Source organism: Nocardioides stalactiti (assembly GCF_014180715.1).
Lineage (GTDB): Bacteria > Actinomycetota > Actinomycetes > Propionibacteriales > Nocardioidaceae > Nocardioides > Nocardioides stalactiti.
The window spans coordinates 1-21,315 of sequence record NZ_JACEFC010000084.1; the positions used below are offsets into that span (position 1 = coordinate 1).

Consider the following 21,315-nt stretch of genomic DNA (forward strand, 5'->3'; position numbering starts at 1 on the left):
GCACCAGCCGCGGCCGGCTCGCCCGTCAGGTTCGCCGAGCTCACGGCCAGCGGACCGGTGCGGTCGAGGATCTCGCGGGTCAGCGGGTGGTCGGGCATCCGGATCGCCACCGTCCCCCGCGTCTCGCCGAGGTCCCAGCGCAGCGAGGACTGCTCGTGGCAGACGAGGGTCAGGGCCCCCGGCCAGAAGGCGTCGGCGAGGGCGCGCGCATAGGCGGGGACCCGGGTGGCCAGCGCGTCGAGCGTGGTCGCCGTGCTGACGAGCACCGGCGGAGGCATCTCCCGCCCGCGTCCCTTGGCCTCCAGCAGCCGCTGGACGGCCTCGGCGTCGAAGGCGTCGGCGGCCAGACCGTAGACGGTGTCGGTCGGCACCACCACGAGCCGACCGCGCTGGATCGCCAGCGCGGCGGCATCCACGGCCGCGAGCCGCTCCTCCTCGGAGGTGGCGTCGAAGACCTGTGCCTGACCGGGCTCACTCACGGCGGACATCCTGTCACTCCCCCGACCGGGAGCCGCGCAGCGTCCGGCGCGCCGTGACGAAGCGGGGGCGGTCGCTGAGGTCGCGGTGGTCACGGACCTCCTCCCAGCTCCCCTGCGCCGCGAACACGGCCGGCGCCGACTCGCCCTGCACGTCCGCGTGCTCGACCCCGACCACGCCACCTGGCCGGAGGAGGTCGGACGCCCGGACGGCGAGGGTGCGGATGGCGTCGAGTCCGTCGTCACCGGAGAACAGCGCGAGGTGCGGGTCGTGGTCGCGCGCCTCGACGGCAACCGACTCCCAGGCCTCGAGCGGGACGTACGGCGGGTTGCTCACGACCACGTCGACCGTGCCGAGCAGGTCGTCGAAGGCGGTCGCCAGGTCACCCTGCCGCAGGTCGACACCGGTGCCGGTCAGGTTGCGCACCGCCCACGGGTAGGCCGCCTCGTCCAGCTCGACGGCGTGGACCACCGCGTCCGGGACCTCGTCGGCGACCGCCTTGGCGATCGCACCCGAGCCCGTGCACAGGTCGACCACGACCGGCCGCTCCCCCGCCTCCCGGGCACGGTCGATCGCCCAGCCGGCGAGGAGCTCGGTCTCCGGGCGCGGCACGAAGACGCCCGGGCCGACGGCGAGCTCGACGTGGCGGAACCACGCGACCCCGGTCAGGTGCTGGAGCGGCTCCCGGGCCGCGCGGCGCTCGACCAGCGCGTCGTACGTCGCCCGCGCCGGAGGCGCGACGTCCTCGAGCAGCGGCAGCCGGCCGCGCGTCGTCCCGAGGACGTGCGCCAGCAGCTCGGCGGCGTCGTGCTCGGGGCTGGCGACGCCGGCGAGACGGAGCCGCTCCGCGGCCGCCGCGACGAGCGCTCGCGGGCTCACTGCTCGAGCGCCTCGAGCCGCGCGGCGAGGTCTGCCTCGACGCAGGAGTCGAGGACCGGCTGGAGCTCTCCGTCGAGGACCTGGTCGAGGTTGTAGGACTTGTAGCCGGTGCGGTGGTCGGAGATCCGGTTCTCGGGGAAGTTGTAGGTGCGGATCCGCTCCGACCGGTCGACGGTGCGGACCTGGCTGCGCCGGGCCTCGCTCGCCGAGGCGTCGGCCGCCTCCTGGGCCGCTGCCAGCAGCCGGGCGCGCAGGATGCGCAGCGCCTGCTCCTTGTTCTGGAGCTGACTCTTCTCGTTCTGGCAGCTCACCACGATCCCGGTCGGCAGGTGGGTGATCCGGACCGCCGAGTCGGTCGTGTTGACGCTCTGGCCACCAGGCCCGCTGCTGCGGAAGACATCGATCCGGAGGTCGTTGTCGTTGACCTCGACGTCGACGGCCTCCGCCTCGGGCACGACGAGCACCCCCGCTGCACTGGTGTGGATCCGGCCCTGGGACTCGGTCACCGGCACCCGCTGCACGCGGTGCACGCCGCCCTCGAACTTCAGGAGCCCGTACGGGGCCTGCCCCGGCTCGGACGCCCCACCCTTCACGGCGACCGTGACCGACTTGTAGCCGCCGAGGTCGGACTCGGCGGCGTCGAGGACCTCGAGCTTCCAGCCGCGCTTCTCGGCGTACCGCGTGTACATCCGCAGCAGGTCGCCGGCGAAGAGCGCGCTCTCGTCGCCGCCCTCCCCCGACTTCACCTCGAGGATCGCGTCCTTGTCGTCGGCCGGGTCGCGCGGCACGAGCAGCCGCTGCAACCGCTCGGCAGCCGCCTCCCGTTGGTCCTGGAGCACCGTGACCTCGTCGGCGAACGAGGCGTCGTCCGCGGCGAGCTCGTGGGCGGCCTCGGCGTCCTCGCCGTACTGCTGCCACTCACGCCAGACCGCGATGATCCCGCTCAGCTCGGCGTAGCGCCGGTTGAGGGTGCGTGCCAGCCGCGCATCGGCGTGGGTCTCGGGCAGCCCGAGCCGACCCTCGAGCTCGGCATGCTCCGCGAGCATCCCCTCCACTGCTTCGAACACGCTGACCTCTTTCGCCTGTGAACCGATCCTGACCCGAAATGACAAGCGCCGACCGACCCGCGGTGCGGGTAGGTCGGCGCTTGGAGGTAGCTACTTCTTGGCAGCCTTGGCGTAGCGGGCCTCGAACCGGGCCACGCGGCCGCCGGTGTCGAGGATCTTCTGCTTGCCGGTGTAGAACGGGTGGCACTGCGAGCAGACGTCGGAGTGGATCGTTCCGGAGCTCATCGTGCTGCGCGTCGTGAACGTGGCCCCGCAGGTGCAGGTGACCTCGGTCACGACGTAGTCGGGGTGCGTGTCCTTCTTCATGGTGTCCTCTTTCTCAGGGGCTGCCGGGTCGTCTGCGGGTGCAGGACGTGAACCGGTGCCGACAGGTCAGTCTAGAAGCGCTCGCGGCGCTCTGCCTATTCCGCAGGGCGCTCGGTCACTCGTCCGCGCCGGGCGCGGGGGTGGTCTTCTGCACCTGCATCAGGAAGTCGATGTTGGTCGGCGACTTCTTCAGCTTCTCCAGGAGCACCTCGAGCGCCTGCTGCCCGTCGAGGGCGGAGAGCACCCGGCGCAGCTTCCAGATGATCGCCATCTCCTCCTTGCTGAGGAGCAGTTCCTCCCGGCGGGTGCCGGACTGGATGACGTCGATCGCCGGGAACAGGCGCTTGTCGGCGAAGTCGCGGCGCAGCCGGATCTCCATGTTGCCGGTGCCCTTGAACTCCTCGAAGATCACCTCGTCCATCTTCGAGCCGCTGTCGATGAGGGCGGTCGCGAGGATGGTGAGCGAGCCTCCGTTCTCGATGTTGCGAGCGGCACCGAAGAACTTCTTGGGCGGGTAGAGCGCGGCGGAGTCGACGCCGCCGGACAGGATCCGGCCGCTCGCGGGGGCCGCCAGGTTGTAGGCGCGTCCGAGGCGGGTGATGCCGTCGAGGAGCACGACCACGTCGTGACCGAGCTCGACGAGCCGCTTGGCCCGCTCGATGGCGAGCTCGGCGACCGTCGTGTGGTCGGTGGCCGGCCGGTCGAACGTCGAGGAGATGACCTCGCCCTTGACCGAGCGCTCGAAGTCGGTGACCTCCTCCGGACGCTCGTCGACGAGCACCACCATCAGGTGGCACTCGGGGTTGTTGGTCGTGATCGAGTTGGCGATCTGCTGGAGCACCATGGTCTTGCCGGCCTTGGCGGGCGAGACGATGAGGCCGCGCTGGCCCTTGCCGATCGGCGCGGCGATGTCGATGACCCGGCCGATCATGTTGGTCGGGTCGGTCTCCAGCCGAAGCCGCTCGCTCGGATAGAGCGGGGTCAGCTTGGCGAAGTCCACGCGGTGCCGCGACTGCTCCGGGTCGACGCCGTTGACGCTCTCGACCCGGACCATCGGGTTGAACTTCTCGCGGCGCTCGCCGTCACGGGGCTGGCGGACCTGGCCGACGATGGCGTCACCACGACGCAGGCCGTACTTGCGCACCATCGAGAGCGAGAGGTAGACGTCGTCGGGGCCGGCGAGGTAGCCGCTGGTGCGGACGAACGCATAGTTGTCGAGGACGTCGAGGATGCCGGCGGCCGGCACCAGGACGTCGTCCTCGAGGATGGTGGTGTCGGGCTCGTTGCGCCCGCCCACGGTGGTGGTGGCGCGGTCGCGGCCACGGCGGCGGCGGTTGCGGCGGCTGCCGCCCTCACCGGCGGGGCCGTCCTGGCCGTCGGACCCGTCCTGCTGGCCCTGCTGGCCCTGCTGGCCCTGCTGTGCCGGCTGCTGGTTCTGCTTGGCCTGCTGGTTCTGCTGGCCGTGCTGGTTCTGCTGCTTGGACTGGTTCTGCTGGGGCTGGTCCTGCTTCTGCTTGGCCTCGCCCTTCGGCTTGTCGCCGCCCTTGGACTTGTCGCCGCCCTTGGGCTTGTCGCCCTTCGGCTGGTCCTCGCCCTTCGGCCGGTCCTCGCCCTTCGGCTGGTCCTCGCCCTTCGGACGGTCCTCACCCCGTGGCTGGTCCTCGACCGTGGGCTGCGCTTCGGCCTTCGGCTCCGCCGTGGCCCGGTCGGCCTTCGGCTGCTCCTCACGCCGGGGCGCGTCGCCCTTCGCGGGCTGGTCGCCGTTCTTGGCGGCACCGGTCTGCTGAGGGGTGCTGGCCTGCGCGGCCTTGATCGCCTCGACCAGCTGGGCCTTCTTCATGCTCGCGGTGCCGGCGATGCCCATGCCGCCCGCCATCGCCTTGAGGTCGGCGAGGAGCATGGTGTTGAGTCCACCGCTGCGCTTCTTCGGCGCGTCTGTGGATTCGAGAACTTCTGTCACGTGAGGTCCTTCCCACGTTCACGGCCCTCCGCCCGCAGGGGCGGCAGGACATCGGTCAGATCTTCCTCGTGCGGACCGGAGCCGCTCGGTGAGGAAGGAGAGGCGCGCTGGCTGGGTGAACTGCTGGCGCGGCGTCGAGGACCGAAGGATCGGTGGACTGACGCCCGTTCAATGTATCACCGCGGACGACGACGGTGAGATTCACCACGCGACAGCGCCGTGCGGGTCGATGTCGAGCCGGTGCGCGACCCACCCCGCCGGGCACCGGGCCAGCAGTCCGTCGGTCGTGTCGGTGAACGCGAGCACCGTCGGTCCGGCACCGGACACGATCGCCGGGACGCCGTCGGCCCGCAGCTCGTCGACGAGGTCGAGGCTCGCGGGCATCGCGGGACGGCGGTAGTCCTGGTGCAGCCGGTCGGCGGTCGCCCGCACCAGCTGCTCCGGACGGCCGCCGATCGCGGCGACGAGCAGGGCGGCGCGACCCGCGTTCATCGCGGCGTCGGCGTGCGGGACCTCCTTCGGGAGGAGCCCGCGAGCCAGCTCGGTCGAGACCGGGTCCGGCGGCACGAAGACGACGGTGCCGATCCGCGGGTCGACCTCCGACGGGACGGCGTAGAACGTGCCGTCGGGGTCCTGGCCGGCGATCACGAAGCCGCCGAGGAGCGCCGGTGCCACGTTGTCGGGATGACCCTCGATGCGGGCGGCGAGGTCGAGCAGCCCGTCGTCGCCGAGCAGGAGACGACCACCGGCGACGAGCTCGCGGGCGAGCCACACGCCCGCGACGATCGCGGCCGACGACGACCCGAGCCCGCGTGCGTGCGGGATCACGTTGGCGCAGTGCAGCCGCAGGCCGGCCGGCTGGACACCGAGCTCGTCGAACGCCGCGCGCATGGCACGAACCACCAGGTGGCTCTCGTCCCGCGGTACGGCGTCGCTGCCGACGCCCTCGACGTCGACAACCAGACCACCCTCGGTGACCTCGGCCTCGAGCCGGTCGCGCAGGTCGAGCGCGAGCCCGAGCGCGTCGAACCCGGGCCCGAGGTTGGCCGACGTGGCCGGCACGGAGACCCGCGCCGGTCCGGTGGCGAAGGTCGTCATCAGATCAGTTCGGCAGCGGCCGCGGCCTGGTCGAGGTCGGCATCGACGAGGATCGGCCGGACCTCCCCGAACCACTCGAGCGCGGTGACGGTGTCCTTGAGCCCGTGCCCGGTGACGGTGATGACGACCGTCTGGCCGGCATAGCCGGTGCCGGCCGCGAGGTCGGCGAGGTAGCCGGCGACGCCGGCCGCCGAGGCCGGCTCGACGAAGACGCCCTCGGCGCGGGCGAGCTCGGCCTGCGCGGCGAGGATCGCGTCGTCGGAGAGAGCGGCGAACCCGCCACCGGACTCGGCGGCGGCAGCCGTCGCCAGGTGCCAGGAGGCCGGGTTGCCGATCCGGATCGCGCTGGCCCGGGTCTCCGGGTCCGGGAACACCCGGTCGTAGACGATCGGCGCAGCGCCCTCGGCCTGGAAGGCACGCATCCGCGGCATCTTGGTCGTGTGGTCGCGGTACTGCTGGTAGCCGAGCCAGTACGCCGAGATGTTGCCGGCGTTGCCGACCGGCATCAGGTGCACGTCCGGGGCGTCGCCGAGACGGTCGACCACCTCGAACGAGGCGGTCTTCTGGCCCTCGAGCCGGACCGGGTTGACCGAGTTCACCAGGGCGACCGGGTAGTGCTCGGCGAGGCCGCGCGACAGGTTGAGGCAGTCGTCGAAGTTGCCCCGCACCTGGATCACCCGGGCGCCGTGCACCAGCGCCTGGGCCATCTTGCCGGCCGAGATCTTCCCCTCCGGGACGAGCACGACCGGCGTGATGCCCGCGCGGGCGGCGTAGGCCGCCATCGACGCGGAGGTGTTGCCGGTGGACGCGCACACGCAGGCCTTGGCGCCCTCGTGGACGGCGACCGAGATCGCGGTGGTCATCCCGCGGTCCTTGAAGGACCCGGTCGGGTTGGCGCCCTCGATCTTCAACCACACCTCGGCGTCACCGAGCTCGGAGAGCCACCCGGACCGGACCAGCGGGGTGCCGCCCTCGCCCAGGCTGATCGCCGGGGTGTCCGCAGGGATCGCGAGCAGGTCGCGGTACTCCTCGATGACCCCGCGCCACTGGTGACGGCCGCCCCCGGCCGACTGGTTCGTCATTCGTCGGTACCTTCCACCCTCATCACCGAGGTCACGTCACGCACGATGTCCATGCCCCGCAGCTCCGCGACGGTCGCCGACAGCTGGGCGTCGGTCGCCTCGTGCGACACCACGACCAGCTGGGCGTCGTCGCCGCGGCCCTCCTGGCGCACGGTCTGGATCGACACGTCGTGGGTCGAGAACGCGGTCGCGACGGCGGCGAGCACGCCCGCGCGGTCGTCCACGTCGATCGCCACGTGGTAGCGGGTGCGGGTCTCCCCCATCGGCAGCACGGCGCGGTCGGCGTAGGCCGACTCACCCACGCCGCGGGCGCCCTGGCGGTGGTTGCGTGCCACCGTCACCAGGTCGCCGAGGACGGCGCTGGCCGTCGGGGCGCCACCGGCACCGGGACCGTAGAACATCAGCTGGCCGGCGGCCTCTGACTCGACGAAGACCGCGTTGTAGGCCTCCCGCACGCTGGCCAGCGGGTGCTGCCGCGGGATCATCGCCGGGTGCACCCGCACGCTCACGCCGCGGTCGCCGCCGTTGTCAGGGCCGAGCTCGGCGATGGCGAGCAGCTTGACGACACTGCCCATGTCGCGGGCGGACCGGACGTCGGCCGCGGTCACGTCGCTGATGCCCTCGCGGTGGACGTCGGCGGCGGTCACCCGCGAGTGGAACGCCAGGCTGGCGAGGATCGCTGCCTTCGCCGCGGCGTCGAAGCCCTCGACGTCGGCGGTCGGGTCGGCCTCGGCGTAGCCGAGGGCCTGGGCCTCCTCGAGCGCCTCCTCGAAGCCGGAGCCGAAGGTGTCCATCTTGTCGAGGATGAAGTTGGTGGTGCCGTTGACGATGCCCAGCACCCGGGTCACCTTGTCGCCGGCGAGCGACTCACGCAGCGGGCGGAGGATCGGGATCGCCCCGGCGACGGCCGCCTCGTAGTAGAGGTCGCGGCCGGCCTTCTCGGCCGCCTCGTAGAGGGTCGGGCCGTCCTCGGCGAGCAGGGCCTTGTTGGCCGTCACCACCGAGGCACCGTTCTCGAGCGCCGCCAGGATGAGCGTGCGTGCCGGCTCGATGCCGCCGATCACCTCGACGACGACGTCGACGTCGTCGCGGGACACCAGTCCCAGCGCGTCGGTGGTCAGCAGGTCGGCCGGGACGTCGACGTCGCGCGGCGCGTCGAGACGTCGTACGGCGACACCGGCGAGCTCGACCGGCGCACCGACCCGGGCGGCGAGATCTCCTGCCTGCTCGCCGAGCAGGCGCACCACCTGGGACCCGACGACACCGCAACCCAGGACCGCCACCTTGAGGGGCTTGTCGCCCCCCAGATCAGCCGCATTCACAGCACTCACCCGACATCCGTCGCCAACAGGTCGTCCTCAGTCTCTCGCCGTACGACGACGCGCGCGACACCATCCCGTACCGCGATCACCGGCGGGCGCAGGGCGTGGTTGTAGTTGGAGGCCATCGAGCGGCAGTAGGCGCCCGTGCCGGGCACGGCGAGCAGGTCGCCGGGACCGACGTCGCCGGGGAGGAACTCGTCGCGGACCACGATGTCGCCCGCCTCGCAGTGCTTGCCGACGACCCGCGCCAGCACCGGAACCGCCTCCGAGCGACGGCTCGCCAGGGTGCACGAGTAGTCGGCGTCGTAGAGCGCCGTGCGGATGTTGTCGCTCATGCCGCCGTCGACGCTCACGTAGGTGCGGACCGCCCCTGCGTCGAGCTCGACCGCCTTGACGGTGCCGACCGTGTAGACGGTGCACATGGCCGGTCCGACGATCGCGCGGCCGGGCTCGATCGAGAGCCGCGGCTCCTCGATGCCGAGCGCCCGGCACTCGTTCTCCACGATCTTGCCCATCTCGGTGGCGAGCTGCGCCGGGTCGGACGGGTCGTCCTGGGTCGTGTAGGCGATGCCGAAGCCGCCGCCGAGGTCCATCTCGGGCATCGTCACGCCGAGCTCGTCGGACACCCGGGAGTGGAGGGCGAGCACTCGGCGGGCCGCGACCTCGAAACCGGAGGAGTCGAAGATCTGGCTGCCGATGTGGGAGTGGAGCCCGAGCAGCTCGACACCGGGGGCCTCCTCGAGCCGGCGGACGGCCTCGAAGGCCGCGCCCGAGGTGATGGAGAAGCCGAACTTCTGGTCCTCGTGCGCCGTCGCGATGAACTCGTGGGTGTGCGCCTCGACACCGGCGGTCACCCGCACCATCACCCGCGCGGTCAGGCCGGTTTCGGCGGTGATGGACGCGATCCGGTCGATCTCCTGGAAGGAGTCGACGATGATCCGGCCGACGCCCTCGGCGACCGCACGCCGCAGCTCGGGATGAGTCTTGTTGTTGCCGTGGTAGCCGATCCGCGCCGGGTCGAAGCCGGCGCGCAGCGCGATTGTCAGCTCGCCTGCGGAGCACACGTCGAGGCAGAGACCCTCCTCGGCGATCCAGCGCGCGATCGCCGTGCAGAGGAACGCCTTGCCGGCGTAGTAGACGTCCCAGCCGGCGAAGGCGTCCCGGAAGCCGCGGGCGCGGGCCCGGAAGTCGTCCTCGTCGAGCACGTAGGCGGGCGTGTTGTGCTCGGCGACCAGGTCGGCGACCGGCACTCCCCCGACGACCAGGTCGCCGGCGTCGGTCTTGTGGGCGGTGCCGGACCACAGCAGCGGCACCAGGGCGTTGACGTCGCGCGGCGCCTGGAGCCAGGACGGGCCACGGAGGGCGCCGGGCGCGTGCGCCCAACCGGCTTCGTGCGTCATGTCGTCTCCCTGCTCACATGCGCTCGGGCGCCGAGACGCCGAGCAGGTCGAGGCCGTTCGCGAACACGGTCTGCGTCGCGGCGACGAGCACCAGCCGGGCCAGGTTTGCCGCCGTGACGGGCTCGTCACCCTGCGGCAGCATCCGGCACTCCTTGGTGTCGTACCACTTGTTGAAGACCGAGGCGGTGTCCTCGAGGTAACGCGCGATCCGGTGCGGCTCCCGCAGCTCGGCGGCGCTGGCGACCACCCGCGGGAACTCCGCCAGCGCCCGCAGCAGGTCGCCGTCCCGGTCGTGCGACAGCAGTGCCGGGTCGAACTCGCTGGCGAGATCGGGGAGCGTCATGCCGAGCTCGGCTGCGTTCTCCCGCATCCGGCAGGTCCGGGCGTGTGCGTACTGGACGTAGTAGACGGGGTTGTCGTTCGACTGCTTGGTGATCTGCTCGATGTCGAGCGCCAGCGGGCTGTCGGCGGGGTAACGCACCATGGAGTAGCGCAGGGCGTCGACGCCGATCTCCTGCACCAGGTCGTCCAGGGTGACCAGCTCGCCCTTGCGCTTCTGGAGCCGGAACTCCTCGCCGTTCCGCAGGATCTTCACGAGCTGCCCGATCATCACGTCGAGCGTCGAGTCGGGGTCGTCACCGACGCAGGCCGCCATCGCCCGGAGCCGCCCGACGTAGCCGTGGTGGTCCGCGCCGAGCAGGTAGATGCAGTGGTCGAAGCCCCGCTCGCGCTTGTTCAGGTAGTACGCCGTGTCGGAGGCGAAGTAGGTCAGCTCGCCGTCGGACTTGATCAGGACCCGGTCCTTGTCGTCACCGAAGTCGGTGGTCCGCATCCACAGCGCGCCGCCGTCCTCGAAGACGTGGCCGAGGTCCTTGAGCCGCTGCAGGGTCTCGGGGACCGAGCCCGACTCGTGCAGCGAGAGCTCGGAGAACCACACGTCGAAGTGCGTGTTGAAGGCGTCGAGCTGGTCCTGCTGCTCCTTGAGCTGCAGGGCGTAGCCGTGCTCCCGGAACGCCGCCCGCCGCTCGTCCGCCGGCAGATCGACAATCTCCGGCTCGGCCTCGACGATGCGGCGCGCCAGCTCCGCGATGTAGTCGCCCTGGTAGCCGTCCTCGGGCGTCGGCCGGCCGAGAGCAGCAGCCTCGATGGACGCGGCGAAGTGGTTCATCTGCACGCCCCGGTCGTTGATGTAGAACTCCCGGGTCACCTCGGCGCCGGCCCCGGAGAGCACCCGGCCGATCGCGTCGCCGAGGACCGCCCACCGGGTGTGCCCCAGGTGGAGCGGGCCGGTGGGGTTGGCGGAGATGAACTCCACGTTGATCTTCTGCCCGGCGAGGGTCCCGGTCTGTCCGTACGACGCTCCGGCCCCGACGACGACCGCGGCGACCCGGCCCTGGGCGCCCGCCTCGACGGAGATGTTGAGGAACCCCGGCCCGGCGACCTCGACGTCGGCGATGCCGTCGGCCTTCAGCAGCTCGGCGGCGAGCAGCTCGCCGAACGCCCGGGGGTTGGTCTGCGCTTTCTTCGCCAGCTGCAGGGCGACGTTGGTCGCGTAGTCGCCGTGACCCTTCTGACGCGGCCGCTCCACCGTCACCTCAGCAGGGACGCCGTCGGGCAGGGCGATCGCGCCCTGGTCGACGAGCGCCGTGAGGGCGCCGACGATGGTGGTGGAGAGCTGTGCGGGATTCACCCGGCAAGCCTATCGGCGGCCTCCGGTTTCTCTCGCACGGATATCGCCCGGTAAGGTTCGGGACCGCGCCACTCCGCAAGGAGCTCGGCGCATGCCTCCGTAGCTCAGGGGATAGAGCACTGGTTTCCGGTACCAGGTGCCGCAGGTTCGAATCCTGCCGGAGGCGCCCATCGACCCGGACGAGCTCCCCTCGTCAGAGGACCCGGCCGTAGAACACGCTGCTGGTCCAGATCGCCTCGAGCTTCACGACGTCGCCGGTGCGCGGCGCGTGCCAGACCATGCCGTCACCGGCGTAGATCGCGACGTGATAGACGCCGCCGCCGTCGGAGAAGAAGACCAGGTCGCCGAGCTGCGGGTCGCTGACCCGGGTGGCGACGCCGGCCTGGGCCGAGGACGAGTGCGGCAGCGAGATGCCGAGCTGGGCGAACACGTACTGGGTGAGGCCCGAGCAGTCGAACGCGTCGGGTCCGGCCGCGCCGTAGACGTAGGGGTCGCCAGCCTCGCGGGCGGCGAGCGCGAGCACCTGCTCGCCGCGCGACGCCGCGGCCTCGGCGGCCTCTCGCTCGGCGCGGCGCTCGGCCCGGACCCGGGCACGCTCCTGCGCCTCCCGCTCCAGCCGGAGCTCGGTACGACGCTGGGCGGCGCGCGGGTGGGCGGCCGGACCGCCGACGACCGTCGACAGCGACCCGTCCTCGGCGACGGGCGTGGCCCGCGCGCTGGCCGGCGCCGGCGCGACGACGGGGGTGGCGGTGAGCGCCGCGACAGTGGCGGCGACGGCCGGACGGCGCGCCAGGGCGCGCACGGAGATGGTGTGCATCGAAGGTTCCTTCGCTTCAGCGACGCCTGCGAAGGGGGACCTGTCGGGTTCGGGCTGCTGGTGCCCGGGCAGAGGTCTCGCCCCTGTCTTCACCCCTAGCCGGCGTGGCCGGCGTACTGCTGGTGCCTCCGAGCCCGCCAGTCCATCGATGTCGACGTCACCCCGTGTCGTGGCGGGCCTCGGCGCGGCACGGGCGGCCCCGGCCAGGCCGGGGTCTGTGGTCGCGGTTGGCGACCAGGGACGACGCTAGCTCGCAGCTAGCAAGAATCGCCGTGGGCCACACCACAATGCGGGCGTGACGCTGCCCACTGGCACGGTGATCGCAAACTCCTGCAAGCGCCAGGTCAGCATCGCTTGATCGTGGCGTCCTTGCGGGCGTCGTCGCCGTAGCGTTTCGCCGTCGAGGTGCTGGGGATCACGACGCTGGCTCCCCCGATGTTCCCGATGCCGCCGGGGAGCACGCACCGGGTGATCCGCTTCGGGTCGACCTGGGTGATCGCCTGGGCGATGACGAACAGCTCGGCCGGGGCGACGTTGGTGTGGACGTTGTCCAGGACGGAGAGGACGCCGGACTCGATCCAGCCGGGCTTGTCGGCGTTCTCCGCCACCTTGCGCTGGAAGCCCTCGAGCACCCGCTGCTGGTTGGCGGACCGGTCGAAGTCACCGCCGGCCAACGTCTTGCGGATCCGGCCGAAGGACACGACGTTGTAGCCGCGCAGCACGACCTTGCCCTGCGGGAATCCCTGGGGCTTGAGGTTCTCGTCGGAGAACGCCACCGGGTTGTCGACGGTGATCGGGCCGACGTCCTTCGCGATCTGCTCGACGCCCCAGAAGGTCGTGACGAAGACGTAGTCGGGCTCGATGCCGATGAGTGCGGCGACGGTCTCCCCCATCAGCTGCGGGCCGCCGAAGTAGAGCGCCGCGTTGATCCGGTTGGAGCCGTAGCCCGGGATCGGCACCCAGCTGTCCCGCGGGATGCCGATCGTGGTCGCTGCGCCGGTCCGGGTGTCGATGCCGACCAGCTGGAGCGTGTCGCCGCGGCTGCGGAGCGGGTCCTCGCCACGCCGCGCGTCGGAGCCGACGGCAAGGATCCAGAGCACGTCCGGGTCGGTGTCGACCCCCTCGGCGTGCTCGTACTTCACCAGGGTCAGGTAGGTCGGCGCCACCGTGCTGTTGGGGAGGACCACCGCCACCACGGCCAGCACCACCGCCAGGACGACCGTCCGCACGAGCCTGCGCATCAGCCCTTCACCTCGCCACGTTCGATGTCGAACCCGAAGACCTGCCACCCGCGCCGGGAGTGCGTCAGCAGCAGCCGGCCCCGGACCTGGTCGGTCCGGTCGACGTCGCCGCTGAGGTCGAAGACCAGGTTGACGTGGGCGGTCGCGCCGGCGAGCTTCCCCTTCGGGGCCAGCAGGTCGACACGTACGACGCGTCGGGTGGCGGTGACGGTGTCGACCTTCTCCCCCACGACCGCGTTGCTCAGCAGGCCCGACTGGTCGGCCGCGAGTCGCGACGCACCGTCGGTGAAGCCGGCGAACGCGTCTCCGAAACTGTTGCGCGGGTAGTCGCCTCCGACGTAGGCCCCGTCGATCCAGTCGTCGACGACCTCGGCGACCTCCGCGGCGGCCGCCGTGGCGGGCCGCTTCGGCAGCCGACCCACGATCTCGCCGACCTCCACCCGGGTGCGGATCCCGGGCGCCTCGCCGACGAACGACTCGGACCTCGTGGCGTCGGCCTCGGGCGTGTCCGCCGTGTCGTCTTCGCCGCTGCACCCGGCCAGGCCCAGCGCCATGAACAGCGCCAGGACCAGCGCCATGACCAGACCGGCGGGAGCGGTTCGGATGGGGCGTTCAGGCCCTCTTCGCACGACTCGCCACTCCTCTGCTCGGACAGGCGTCCCACAAAGCTTCCCGGTGGGACTAGCCTTGCTTCCGGTCTTCGTCCAGGTCGGATGAGACCCTACGCCAGCAGCTCACCGGAAGAGGCGAAGCACGTCGTGTCGCAGTCGACAGGCCAGCAGTCCAGCACCCCTGACTTCGGAGCCAACGAGTGGCTCGTGGAGGAGATGAAGGAGCGGTTCGACGCCGATCCGGGCAGCGTCGATGCGGCCTGGGCCGCGTACTTCCGCGGCAGCACCGCCACCACCGCAGCCACCCCCGCAGCGAGCCCCGCGAGCCCGGCTCCGGCCGCGCCTGCCGCGGCTGCCCCGGCCGCCCCCTCGGGCAACGGTCAGGCGGCTCCGGCGCAGGCGGCGCGCCCGGCGCCCAAGGCGACGCCCGCGCCCCAGGTGAGCCCGGCCTCGCAGACCACGCCGACGCCCAAGCCCGACGCCAAGCCGACGCCGAAGGACGCGCCGCGCCCGGCGCCCGCCGCTGCCAAGGACGAGCCGACCTACACCGTCCTGCGCGGCATCGGCGCCGCGACCGCCAAGAACATGGACGTCTCGCTGTCGGTCCCGACCGCCACCTCGGTGCGTCAGGTCCCGGTCAAGCTGCTGTGGGACAACCGGATCGTCATCAACAGCCACCTCGCCCGGGCGCGCGGCGGCAAGGTCTCCTTCACCCACATCATCGGCTACGCCCTGGTGCAGGCGCTGAAGTCGATGCCGGAGATGAACAACTCCTACACCGAGACCGACGGCAAGCCGACGATGGTGACGCCCGCCCACATCAACCTGGGCCTGGCGATCGACCAGCAGAAGCCCGACGGCAGCCGCCAGCTCGTGGCGCCGTCGATCAAGGCCTGCGAGACCATGGACTTCGCCGCGTTCTGGACGGCGTACGAAGAGATGATCCGCAAGGCCCGTGACAACAAGCTCACGATGGACGACTACTCGGGGACGACGGTCAGCCTCACCAACGTCGGTGGCCTCGGCACGGTCCACTCGGTCCCGCGGCTGATGGCCGGCCAGGCCGCGATCATCGGCGTCGGCGCGATGGAGTACCCCGCCAGCTGGCAGGGCGCGTCCGAGGTCTCGATCTCCCGCAACGCCATCAGCAAGGTCATGGCGATCACCTCGACCTACGACCACCGCGTGATCCAGGGCGCCCAGTCCGGCGAGTTCCTCAAGCGCGTCCACCGCCTCCTGCTCGGCGAGGAGGGCTTCTACGACGGCATCTTCCGGTCGCTGCGCATCCCCTACGAGCCGATCCGCTGGAACAACGACATCGCGACGTCGCACGACGACGAGATCGACAAGCAGGCCCGGATCCTCGAGCTCATCCACGCCTACCGCGTGCGCGGCCACCTGATGGCCGACACCGACCCGCTCGAGTACAAGCAGCGCAGCCACCCCGACCTGCGCATCGAGTCCCACGGCCTCACCCTGTGGGACCTCGACCGCGAGTTCCCGACCGGCGAGTTCGGCGGCTCCGGCCGACGCTTCATGAAGCTGCGCCACATCCTCGGCATCCTGCGCGACTCCTACTGCCGCACCACCGGCATCGAGTACATGCACATCATGGATCCCGAGCAGCGCCGCTGGATCCAGGAGCGGGTCGAGCGCCCGCACACCAAGGAGCCCCGCGAGGAGCAGCTCCGGATCCTGCAGAAGCTCAACGCCGCCGAGGCGTTCGAGACCTTCCTGCAGACCAAGTTCGTCGGCCAGAAGCGGTTCTCCCTCGAGGGCGGCGAGACCACGGTCCCCGTCGTCGACGAGATCTGCGAGGCCGCCGCCCAGGCCGGTCTCGACGAGGTCACCATCGGCATGGCCCACCGCGGCCGCCTCAACATGCTGGCCAACATCGTCGGCAAGTCCTACAACCAGATCTTCCGCGAGTTCGAGGGCAACATCGACCCGCGCACGGTCCAGGGCTCCGGCGACGTGAAGTACCACCTCGGCGCGGAGGGCGAGTTCTCCGCCGGCACCGGCGAGAAGGTCAAGGTCTCCATCGCCGCGAACCCGAGCCACCTCGAGACGGTGGACCCGGTCCTCGAGGGCATCGCCCGCGCCAAGCAGGACGTCCTCAACCAGGGCGAGGCGTTCCCCGTGCTGCCGCTGCTCCTCCACGGCGACGCCGCCTTCGCCGGGCAGGGCGTGGTCGCCGAGACTCTCAACCTCTCGCAGCTCCGCGGCTACCGGACCGGCGGCACGATCCACCTGGTCATCAACAACCAGGTCGGCTTCACCACCTCCCCCGGCTCGTCGCGCTCCTCGCTGTACTGCACCGACGTCGCACGCATGGTGCAGGCGCCGATCTTCCACGTGAACGGCGACGACCCCGAGGCCTGCATCCGGGTCGCCCGGCTCGCGTTCGAGTACCGGCAGGCGTTCAACGCCGACGTGGTCATCGACCTGGTCTGCTACCGCCGCCGCGGCCACAACGAGGGCGACGACCCGTCGTACACCCAGCCGCTGATGTACGACCTCATCGAGCAGAAGCGGTCGGTCCGCAAGCTCTACACCGAGTCGCTCATCGGTCGTGGCGACATCACGATCGAGGAGGCCGAGCAGGTCATCCGCGACTACCAGGCCCAGCTCGAGCGGGTGTTCACCGAGGTGCGCGAGGCCGACGCCACGCCGACCTCGTGGACCACCGTCCCGGACTACCCGGACAAGCCCGCGGGCGAGACCCAGACGGCCGTGTCGATGGAGACGCTCAAGACCATCGCGGACGCCTACGTCACCCCGCCCGACGGCTTCACCGTCCACCCGAAGGTGATGCCGCAGCTGCAGCGTCGCGCGGCGGCGATCACCGAGGGCCCGATCGACTGGGGCACCGGCGAGATCCTCGCCTTCGGCGCCCTGCTCATGGACGGCCGCCCGGTCCGCCTCGCCGGTCAGGACTCGCGCCGCGGCACCTTCGTGCAGCGGTTCGCGACGATCATCGACCGCAACAACGCCGACGAGTGGACGCCGCTGGCCAACCTCACCGAGGACCAGGCCAAGTTCTTCGTCTACGACTCGCTGCTGTCGGAGTACGCCGCCCTCGGCTTCGAGTACGGCTACTCCGTGGCGCGGCCCGAGGCGCTGGTCCTCTGGGAGGCCCAGTTCGGTGACTTCGTCAACGGCGCCCAGTCGGTGATCGACGAGTACATCTCCGCCGGCATGACCAAGTGGGGCCAGGACTCGGGCGTCGTGCTGCTGCTGCCGCACGGCTACGAGGGCCAGGGTGCCGACCACTCCTCGGCGCGCATCGAGCGGTTCCTCACGCTGTGCGCCGACGAGGCGATGGTGGTCGCCCAGCCGTCGACACCGGCGTCGCACTTCCACCTGTTGCGCAAGCACTCGCTGGGCGGTGAGCACAAGCCGCTGGTGATCTTCACGCCGAAGTCGATGCTCAAGCGCAAGGAGGCCGCCTCGCAGCCGGCCGACTTCACCTCGGGCTCGTTCCGCCCGGTCATCGGCGACGACAAGGCCGACGCGTCGAAGGTCCGCACCGTCCTCCTGTGCTCGGGCCGGATCACCTGGGACCTGATGGTCGACCGGGCCAAGCGCGAGCGCGACGACGTCGCGATCGTCCGGGTCGAGCAGCTCTACCCGTGGCCGGTCGAGGACCTCCAGGCCGAGCTGGCCAAGTACCCCGACGCGAACGTGAAGTGGGTCCAGGACGAGCCCTTCAACCAGGGCCCCTGGCCGACGTACGCGCTCAACGTGGTGCCGGCACTGGACCGCCCGGTCGAGGCGATCACCCGCAAGGCGTCGTCCACCACCGCGGTCGGCACCGTCAAGCGGCACCTGGTGGAGCAGAGCGAGCTCCTCGACCGCGCGTTCGCCTGATCGCGCGCGAGGCGAGGACGACCAGGCGGATGTACTACACGGACCGCGGGATCGAGGAGCTCGAGCAGCGCCGGGGTGACGAGGAGGTCACCCTGGCGTGGGTCGCCGAACGGCTCCAGGAGTTCACCGACGTCCACCCGGAGTTCGAGACCGCCGTGGAGCGGTTCGCGACCTGGCTCGCCCGGCTGGACGACCCCGAGGACTGACGATGAGCGACGTGATCGACTACCGGGCATGGGGGGTGGAGTTCTTCCACCGCGCCGTCACCGAGGAACGGGTGCTCCGCGGCGTCAACGTCCTCTCCGGCCAGCCGATCGACGTCGGCCCGATGGGCGTGGGCCCCGGGCGGCTGGTCAAGGTCACCGCCAAGGGCGCGATCGGCACCGCGACCGGGCAGCGCGTCGGCGACGACCCCGTCCGCTTCCACGTCACGCTGCCGGTGCCGATCGAGTTCGTCATCGACCTCGGCATGGACAAGCACCGCTTCGACGCCGAGATCGAGGTGCCGCTCGTGATCACGGCACGGGCCCGGGCAGACCTGGCGATCGTCCTGGAGATCACTCCCCCGACCACCTCGCAGGTGACCGTGCGGCTCCAGGCCCAGGGCCTGCGCGCCCAGCTCATGCAGGTCGCGGCCGGCGTCGAGGGCGAGCTCAAGCGGTTCGTCGCCCGCTACGTGAAGAAGGAGCTCTCCAAGGAGTACGTCGAGGCGGCGACGACCATCGATGTCGCCGCCGCCGTCGAACGTGCCGCGCAGGGCTTGGGCCCGAAGGACCGCCGGGCCTAGCCCGTCACCCGGCCGCCGGGGCTCAGTCCTCGGCGTCGAGATCCTGCGCGACCAGTGCCGCGATCACCTCGACGTCGGCGGCGACCTCGCCCGACACCTCGACGGTGTCGCCGTTGGCCGCACCGAGGGTCATGATCAGCAGCGCCGAGCTCGCGTCGACGGGCTCGTCACCCGGTACTCCGATCAGCACCTCGGAGTCGAGGTCGAGTGCCGCCTCGGAGATGATCCCGGCGGGCCGTGCGTGGAGGCCGACGGCGGAGCCGACGACGACGGTCTTGGTGGGCATGATGAGGTGTTCCTCTCTCGGGTGGACGATCAGGCAGGGACGGGGTCGGCGTCCGCGACGCGGGCACGACCGATGGACTTGAGGGCGACGACGCTCGCGGTGGCGACCAGCACCCCGGCCACCAGCGCGATGACGAATCCGAGCACACCGTCGACGGCGAAGAGGACGAACACGCCGCCGTGCGGAGCGCGCAGCCCGACGTCGAGCGCCTGGGCGAGGCCACCGGTGACCGCACTGCCCAGCATGATCGACGGGATCACGCGCAACGGGTCCGCGGCGGCGAACGGGATGGCGCCCTCGGTGATGAACGACGCACCGAGCAGCCAGGCGGCCTTGCCGTTCTCCCGCTCGGCCGGGTTGAACAGGGCCGGGCGCACGACGGTGGCGAGGGCGAGCGCGAGCGGGGGGACCATCCCGGCCAGCATGACCGCGGCCATGATCTTCAGCTCGGGGGCGTCCCCGGCGAGGGTCGCCGCCGAGCCGACCCCGGCCGCCGCGAAGGAGTAGGCGACCTTGTTGAGCGGGCCGCCCATGTCGAAGGCCATCATCAGGCCGAGGACGATGCCGAGGATCACCGCGTTCGACCCGCTCATGTCGCTCAGGCCGTCGGTGAGCGCGGTCATCAGCTCGTTGATGGGCGACCCGAGCACGGTCAGCATCAGGGTCCCCACGACCAGGGAGGAGAGCAACGGGATCACCAGGACGGGCATCAGACCGCGAGCCCAGGACGGGACCTTCCACGAGGCGATCCCGTGGGCGACCAGCCCAGCGAGCACACCGCCGACGATCGCGCCGAGGAAGCCGGTCTGCGGAGTCCCGAACTGCGCGATGTCCGTAGCCAGGCCACCGGCGACGAAGCCCGGGGCGATGCCGGGGCGGTCCGCGATCGCGAAGGCGATGTAGCCCGCGAGCGCGGGGACGAAGAACGCGAAGGCGGTCTTGCCGATGATGAAGAGGATCGCCGCCAGGTAGGCCAGCAACCCGGAGTCGAACGGCACCCGCTCGAGACCGAGGGCGTCGACGTCCGGCAGGTTGGTCAGTGAGTTCGTGGCGACGACGTCGGCGAAGACGTTGGTGATGTCGTAGCCGCCGAGGAGGAAGCTGAGCGCGATCAGCAGGCCGCCCGCCGCGACGAACGGGATCATGTACGACACGCCGGTCATCAGCACCCGGCGGACGCGGCCGCCCCACGACTCCCCCGCAGCCGTCGTGGTCCGACCGGCGTCCGCCGCGCTGCCCTCGACCCGGGGCGCGCCCGGGTCGTCCGCGCTCCGCAGCGCCTCGGCGATCATGGCGTCGCCGTCGTCGATCGGGCGCTTCACCCCCGAGGTGACGACCGGCTTGCCTGCGAAACGGCCACGGTCGCGCACGCCGACGTCTGCGGCGAAGATCACCGCCGCCGCCGCGTCGATGGTCGCCTGCGGGAGCGGGGTCGACCCGGCCGACCCCTGGGTCTCCACGGCGATGCCGACACCGGCCCGCGCGGCCGCCGCCTCCAACGCCTCCGCCGCCATGTAGGTGTGGGCGATGCCGGTCGGGCACGACGTGACCGCGACCAGGGTCCGCGACGCCTTCGCGCGCTCGGGCTCGGGCTCTGCAACCGCAGGAGCCGCAGGAGCAGCAGGAGCAGCGCCGACCGCCTCGCCGACGATCGCGACCACGTCGTCCGGTGTCGCGGCTCCTCGTAGTGCGTCGGTGAAGGCCGGCCGGACCAAGGCACGGGCGAGCTTGGTCAGGATCTGCAGGTGCGCGTCGCCGCCACCCTCGGGAGCGGCGATCAGGAAGACGAGCTGGGCGGGACCGTCCTTGGCCCCGAAGTCCACCATCGGCTCCAGCCGGGCGAACGCGACGGTGGGCACGCTCACCGCGGAGGTCCGGCAGTGCGGGATCGCGATCCCGCCCTTCATCCCGGTCGCGGCCTTGCCCTCCCGGGCCAGCAGGTCACGCTCGAGCACGGCGGCGTCCGCGGACCGACCGGCCGTGGTGAGGACCGCGGCGAGGGCCGCGATCACACCCTCCTTGTCGGCACCGAGGTCGGCGTCGAGCCGGACCAGCGCCGGCGTCATCAGTTCTGCCATCACAGGTTTCCTTCGCGAGGGGTGGGGCTCGGCGGCACGTCGAGCGCACGGACCCGGACCGCTGCGGTCCGGACATCGATGGGGCGGGGGGTCGTCGTCCCGGGCAGGCCCGCGGCTGCGGCGCCGTAGGCGACGGCGCTCACGAGCCGCTCGGCCGGGGTCGCGCCTCGCAGGTCGGCGAGCAGGTAGCCGAACAGGCTGGCGTCCCCGGCCCCGACGGTGCTCACGACGGTCGTCGGCGGCGGGGTCGCGTGCCAGGAGCCGGTGGCGTCGACCAGCACGGCTCCGGCAGCACCGAGCGTCGCCAGCACGGTTCCGGCCACGACGCCGACCAGGGCGGCGGC

The 21,315-nt window shown here is 71.5% G+C and carries 19 protein-coding genes and 1 tRNA gene; 4 read left to right on the forward strand and 16 right to left on the reverse strand.

Annotated elements, in window-relative coordinates:
* From H0487_RS15750 to argS, 10 genes are all read right to left on the reverse strand, one after another.
* Positions 1–479, reverse strand: a 479-nt coding sequence (locus H0487_RS15750; protein WP_312855971.1) for an L-threonylcarbamoyladenylate synthase, incomplete at its 3' end; no start/stop codon positions are given.
* 13 nt (positions 480–492) lie between these two features.
* Positions 493–1,356 carry a peptide chain release factor N(5)-glutamine methyltransferase gene (gene prmC, locus H0487_RS15755; RefSeq protein ID WP_183095185.1) on the reverse strand — a complete coding sequence of 288 codons (864 nt, stop codon included), beginning with the start codon at positions 1,354–1,356 and terminating at the stop codon, positions 493–495.
* A complete protein-coding gene (gene prfA, locus H0487_RS15760; protein ID WP_183095186.1) occupies positions 1,353–2,423 on the reverse strand; it encodes a peptide chain release factor 1 in 1,071 nt (356 codons plus the stop codon). Before prfA ends, prmC begins: the two co-directional genes overlap by 4 nt.
* 90 nt (positions 2,424–2,513) lie before the next feature.
* A complete protein-coding gene (gene rpmE, locus H0487_RS15765; protein ID WP_183095187.1) occupies positions 2,514–2,729 on the reverse strand; it encodes a 50S ribosomal protein L31 in 216 nt (71 codons plus the stop codon).
* Between the two features lie 115 nt (positions 2,730–2,844).
* Positions 2,845–4,629 (reverse strand): transcription termination factor Rho, encoded by a 1,785-nt coding sequence (rho, locus tag H0487_RS15770; protein WP_183095188.1) that lies wholly within the window; start codon positions 4,627–4,629, stop codon positions 2,845–2,847.
* Positions 4,630–4,890: 261 nt separating this feature from the next.
* On the reverse strand, positions 4,891–5,787 hold the full coding sequence (gene thrB, locus H0487_RS15775; protein ID WP_183095189.1) for a homoserine kinase: 897 nt from the start codon (positions 5,785–5,787) through the stop codon (positions 4,891–4,893).
* Positions 5,787–6,869: a threonine synthase gene (thrC, locus tag H0487_RS15780; protein ID WP_183095190.1), complete on the reverse strand. Its 1,083-nt coding sequence runs from the start codon at positions 6,867–6,869 to the stop codon at positions 5,787–5,789. The genes thrB and thrC overlap by 1 nt, the downstream gene beginning before the upstream one ends.
* Entirely contained in the window at positions 6,866–8,191 is a 1,326-nt protein-coding gene (locus tag H0487_RS15785) for a homoserine dehydrogenase (protein WP_312855974.1), read from the reverse strand. Before H0487_RS15785 ends, thrC begins: the two co-directional genes overlap by 4 nt.
* A gap of 5 nt (positions 8,192–8,196) precedes the next feature.
* Entirely contained in the window at positions 8,197–9,591 is a 1,395-nt protein-coding gene (gene lysA / locus H0487_RS15790) for a diaminopimelate decarboxylase (protein WP_183095191.1), read from the reverse strand.
* Positions 9,592–9,604: 13 nt separating this feature from the next.
* Positions 9,605–11,281 carry an arginine--tRNA ligase gene (gene argS / locus H0487_RS15795; RefSeq protein WP_183095192.1) on the reverse strand — a complete coding sequence of 559 codons (1,677 nt, stop codon included), beginning with the start codon at positions 11,279–11,281 and terminating at the stop codon, positions 9,605–9,607.
* A gap of 93 nt (positions 11,282–11,374) precedes the next feature.
* Between argS and H0487_RS15800 the strand changes: the two genes are divergently transcribed.
* Positions 11,375–11,447 (forward strand) — tRNA-Arg (locus H0487_RS15800).
* A 27-nt stretch (positions 11,448–11,474) separates the two neighbouring features.
* On the opposite strand, the gene H0487_RS15805 is transcribed toward H0487_RS15800, so the two are convergent.
* The 3 genes from H0487_RS15805 to H0487_RS15815 form a co-directional block, all read right to left on the reverse strand.
* A complete protein-coding gene (locus H0487_RS15805; RefSeq protein ID WP_220793467.1) occupies positions 11,475–12,098 on the reverse strand; it encodes a C40 family peptidase in 624 nt (207 codons plus the stop codon).
* 344 nt (positions 12,099–12,442) lie between these two features.
* Entirely contained in the window at positions 12,443–13,339 is an 897-nt protein-coding gene (locus H0487_RS15810) for an LCP family protein (RefSeq protein ID WP_183095193.1), read from the reverse strand.
* Positions 13,339–13,917 carry a hypothetical protein gene (locus H0487_RS15815; RefSeq protein ID WP_183095194.1) on the reverse strand — a complete coding sequence of 193 codons (579 nt, stop codon included), beginning with the start codon at positions 13,915–13,917 and terminating at the stop codon, positions 13,339–13,341. The genes H0487_RS15810 and H0487_RS15815 overlap by 1 nt, the downstream gene beginning before the upstream one ends.
* A 180-nt stretch (positions 13,918–14,097) precedes the next feature.
* Between H0487_RS15815 and H0487_RS15820 the strand changes: the two genes are divergently transcribed.
* From H0487_RS15820 to H0487_RS15830, 3 genes are read left to right on the forward strand one after another with little or no spacing between them, the layout of a single operon-like run.
* On the forward strand, positions 14,098–17,820 hold the full coding sequence (locus tag H0487_RS15820; RefSeq protein ID WP_312855972.1) for a multifunctional oxoglutarate decarboxylase/oxoglutarate dehydrogenase thiamine pyrophosphate-binding subunit/dihydrolipoyllysine-residue succinyltransferase subunit: 3,723 nt from the start codon (positions 14,098–14,100) through the stop codon (positions 17,818–17,820).
* A 29-nt stretch (positions 17,821–17,849) separates the two neighbouring features.
* On the forward strand, positions 17,850–18,026 hold the full coding sequence (locus H0487_RS15825) for a DUF6104 family protein (RefSeq protein ID WP_183095196.1): 177 nt from the start codon (positions 17,850–17,852) through the stop codon (positions 18,024–18,026).
* Between the two features lie 2 nt (positions 18,027–18,028).
* Positions 18,029–18,607, forward strand: a complete 579-nt coding sequence (locus tag H0487_RS15830) for a hypothetical protein (RefSeq protein WP_183095197.1) — start codon at positions 18,029–18,031, stop codon at positions 18,605–18,607.
* A 22-nt stretch (positions 18,608–18,629) separates the two neighbouring features.
* Here H0487_RS15830 and H0487_RS15835 read toward each other — a convergent pair whose 3' ends face one another.
* The 3 genes from H0487_RS15835 to H0487_RS15845 all read right to left on the reverse strand — a co-directional run.
* Entirely contained in the window at positions 18,630–18,893 is a 264-nt protein-coding gene (locus H0487_RS15835) for an HPr family phosphocarrier protein (RefSeq protein WP_183095198.1), read from the reverse strand.
* A gap of 29 nt (positions 18,894–18,922) precedes the next feature.
* The gene (locus H0487_RS15840; protein WP_312855973.1) at positions 18,923–20,974 is read right to left on the reverse strand and encodes a PTS fructose transporter subunit IIABC; all 2,052 of its coding nucleotides are present in this window, start codon (positions 20,972–20,974) and stop codon (positions 18,923–18,925) included.
* On the reverse strand, positions 20,971–21,315 hold a 345-nt coding region (locus tag H0487_RS15845), incomplete at its 5' end, for a PfkB family carbohydrate kinase (RefSeq protein ID WP_246383738.1). The genes H0487_RS15845 and H0487_RS15840, both read right to left, overlap by 4 nt.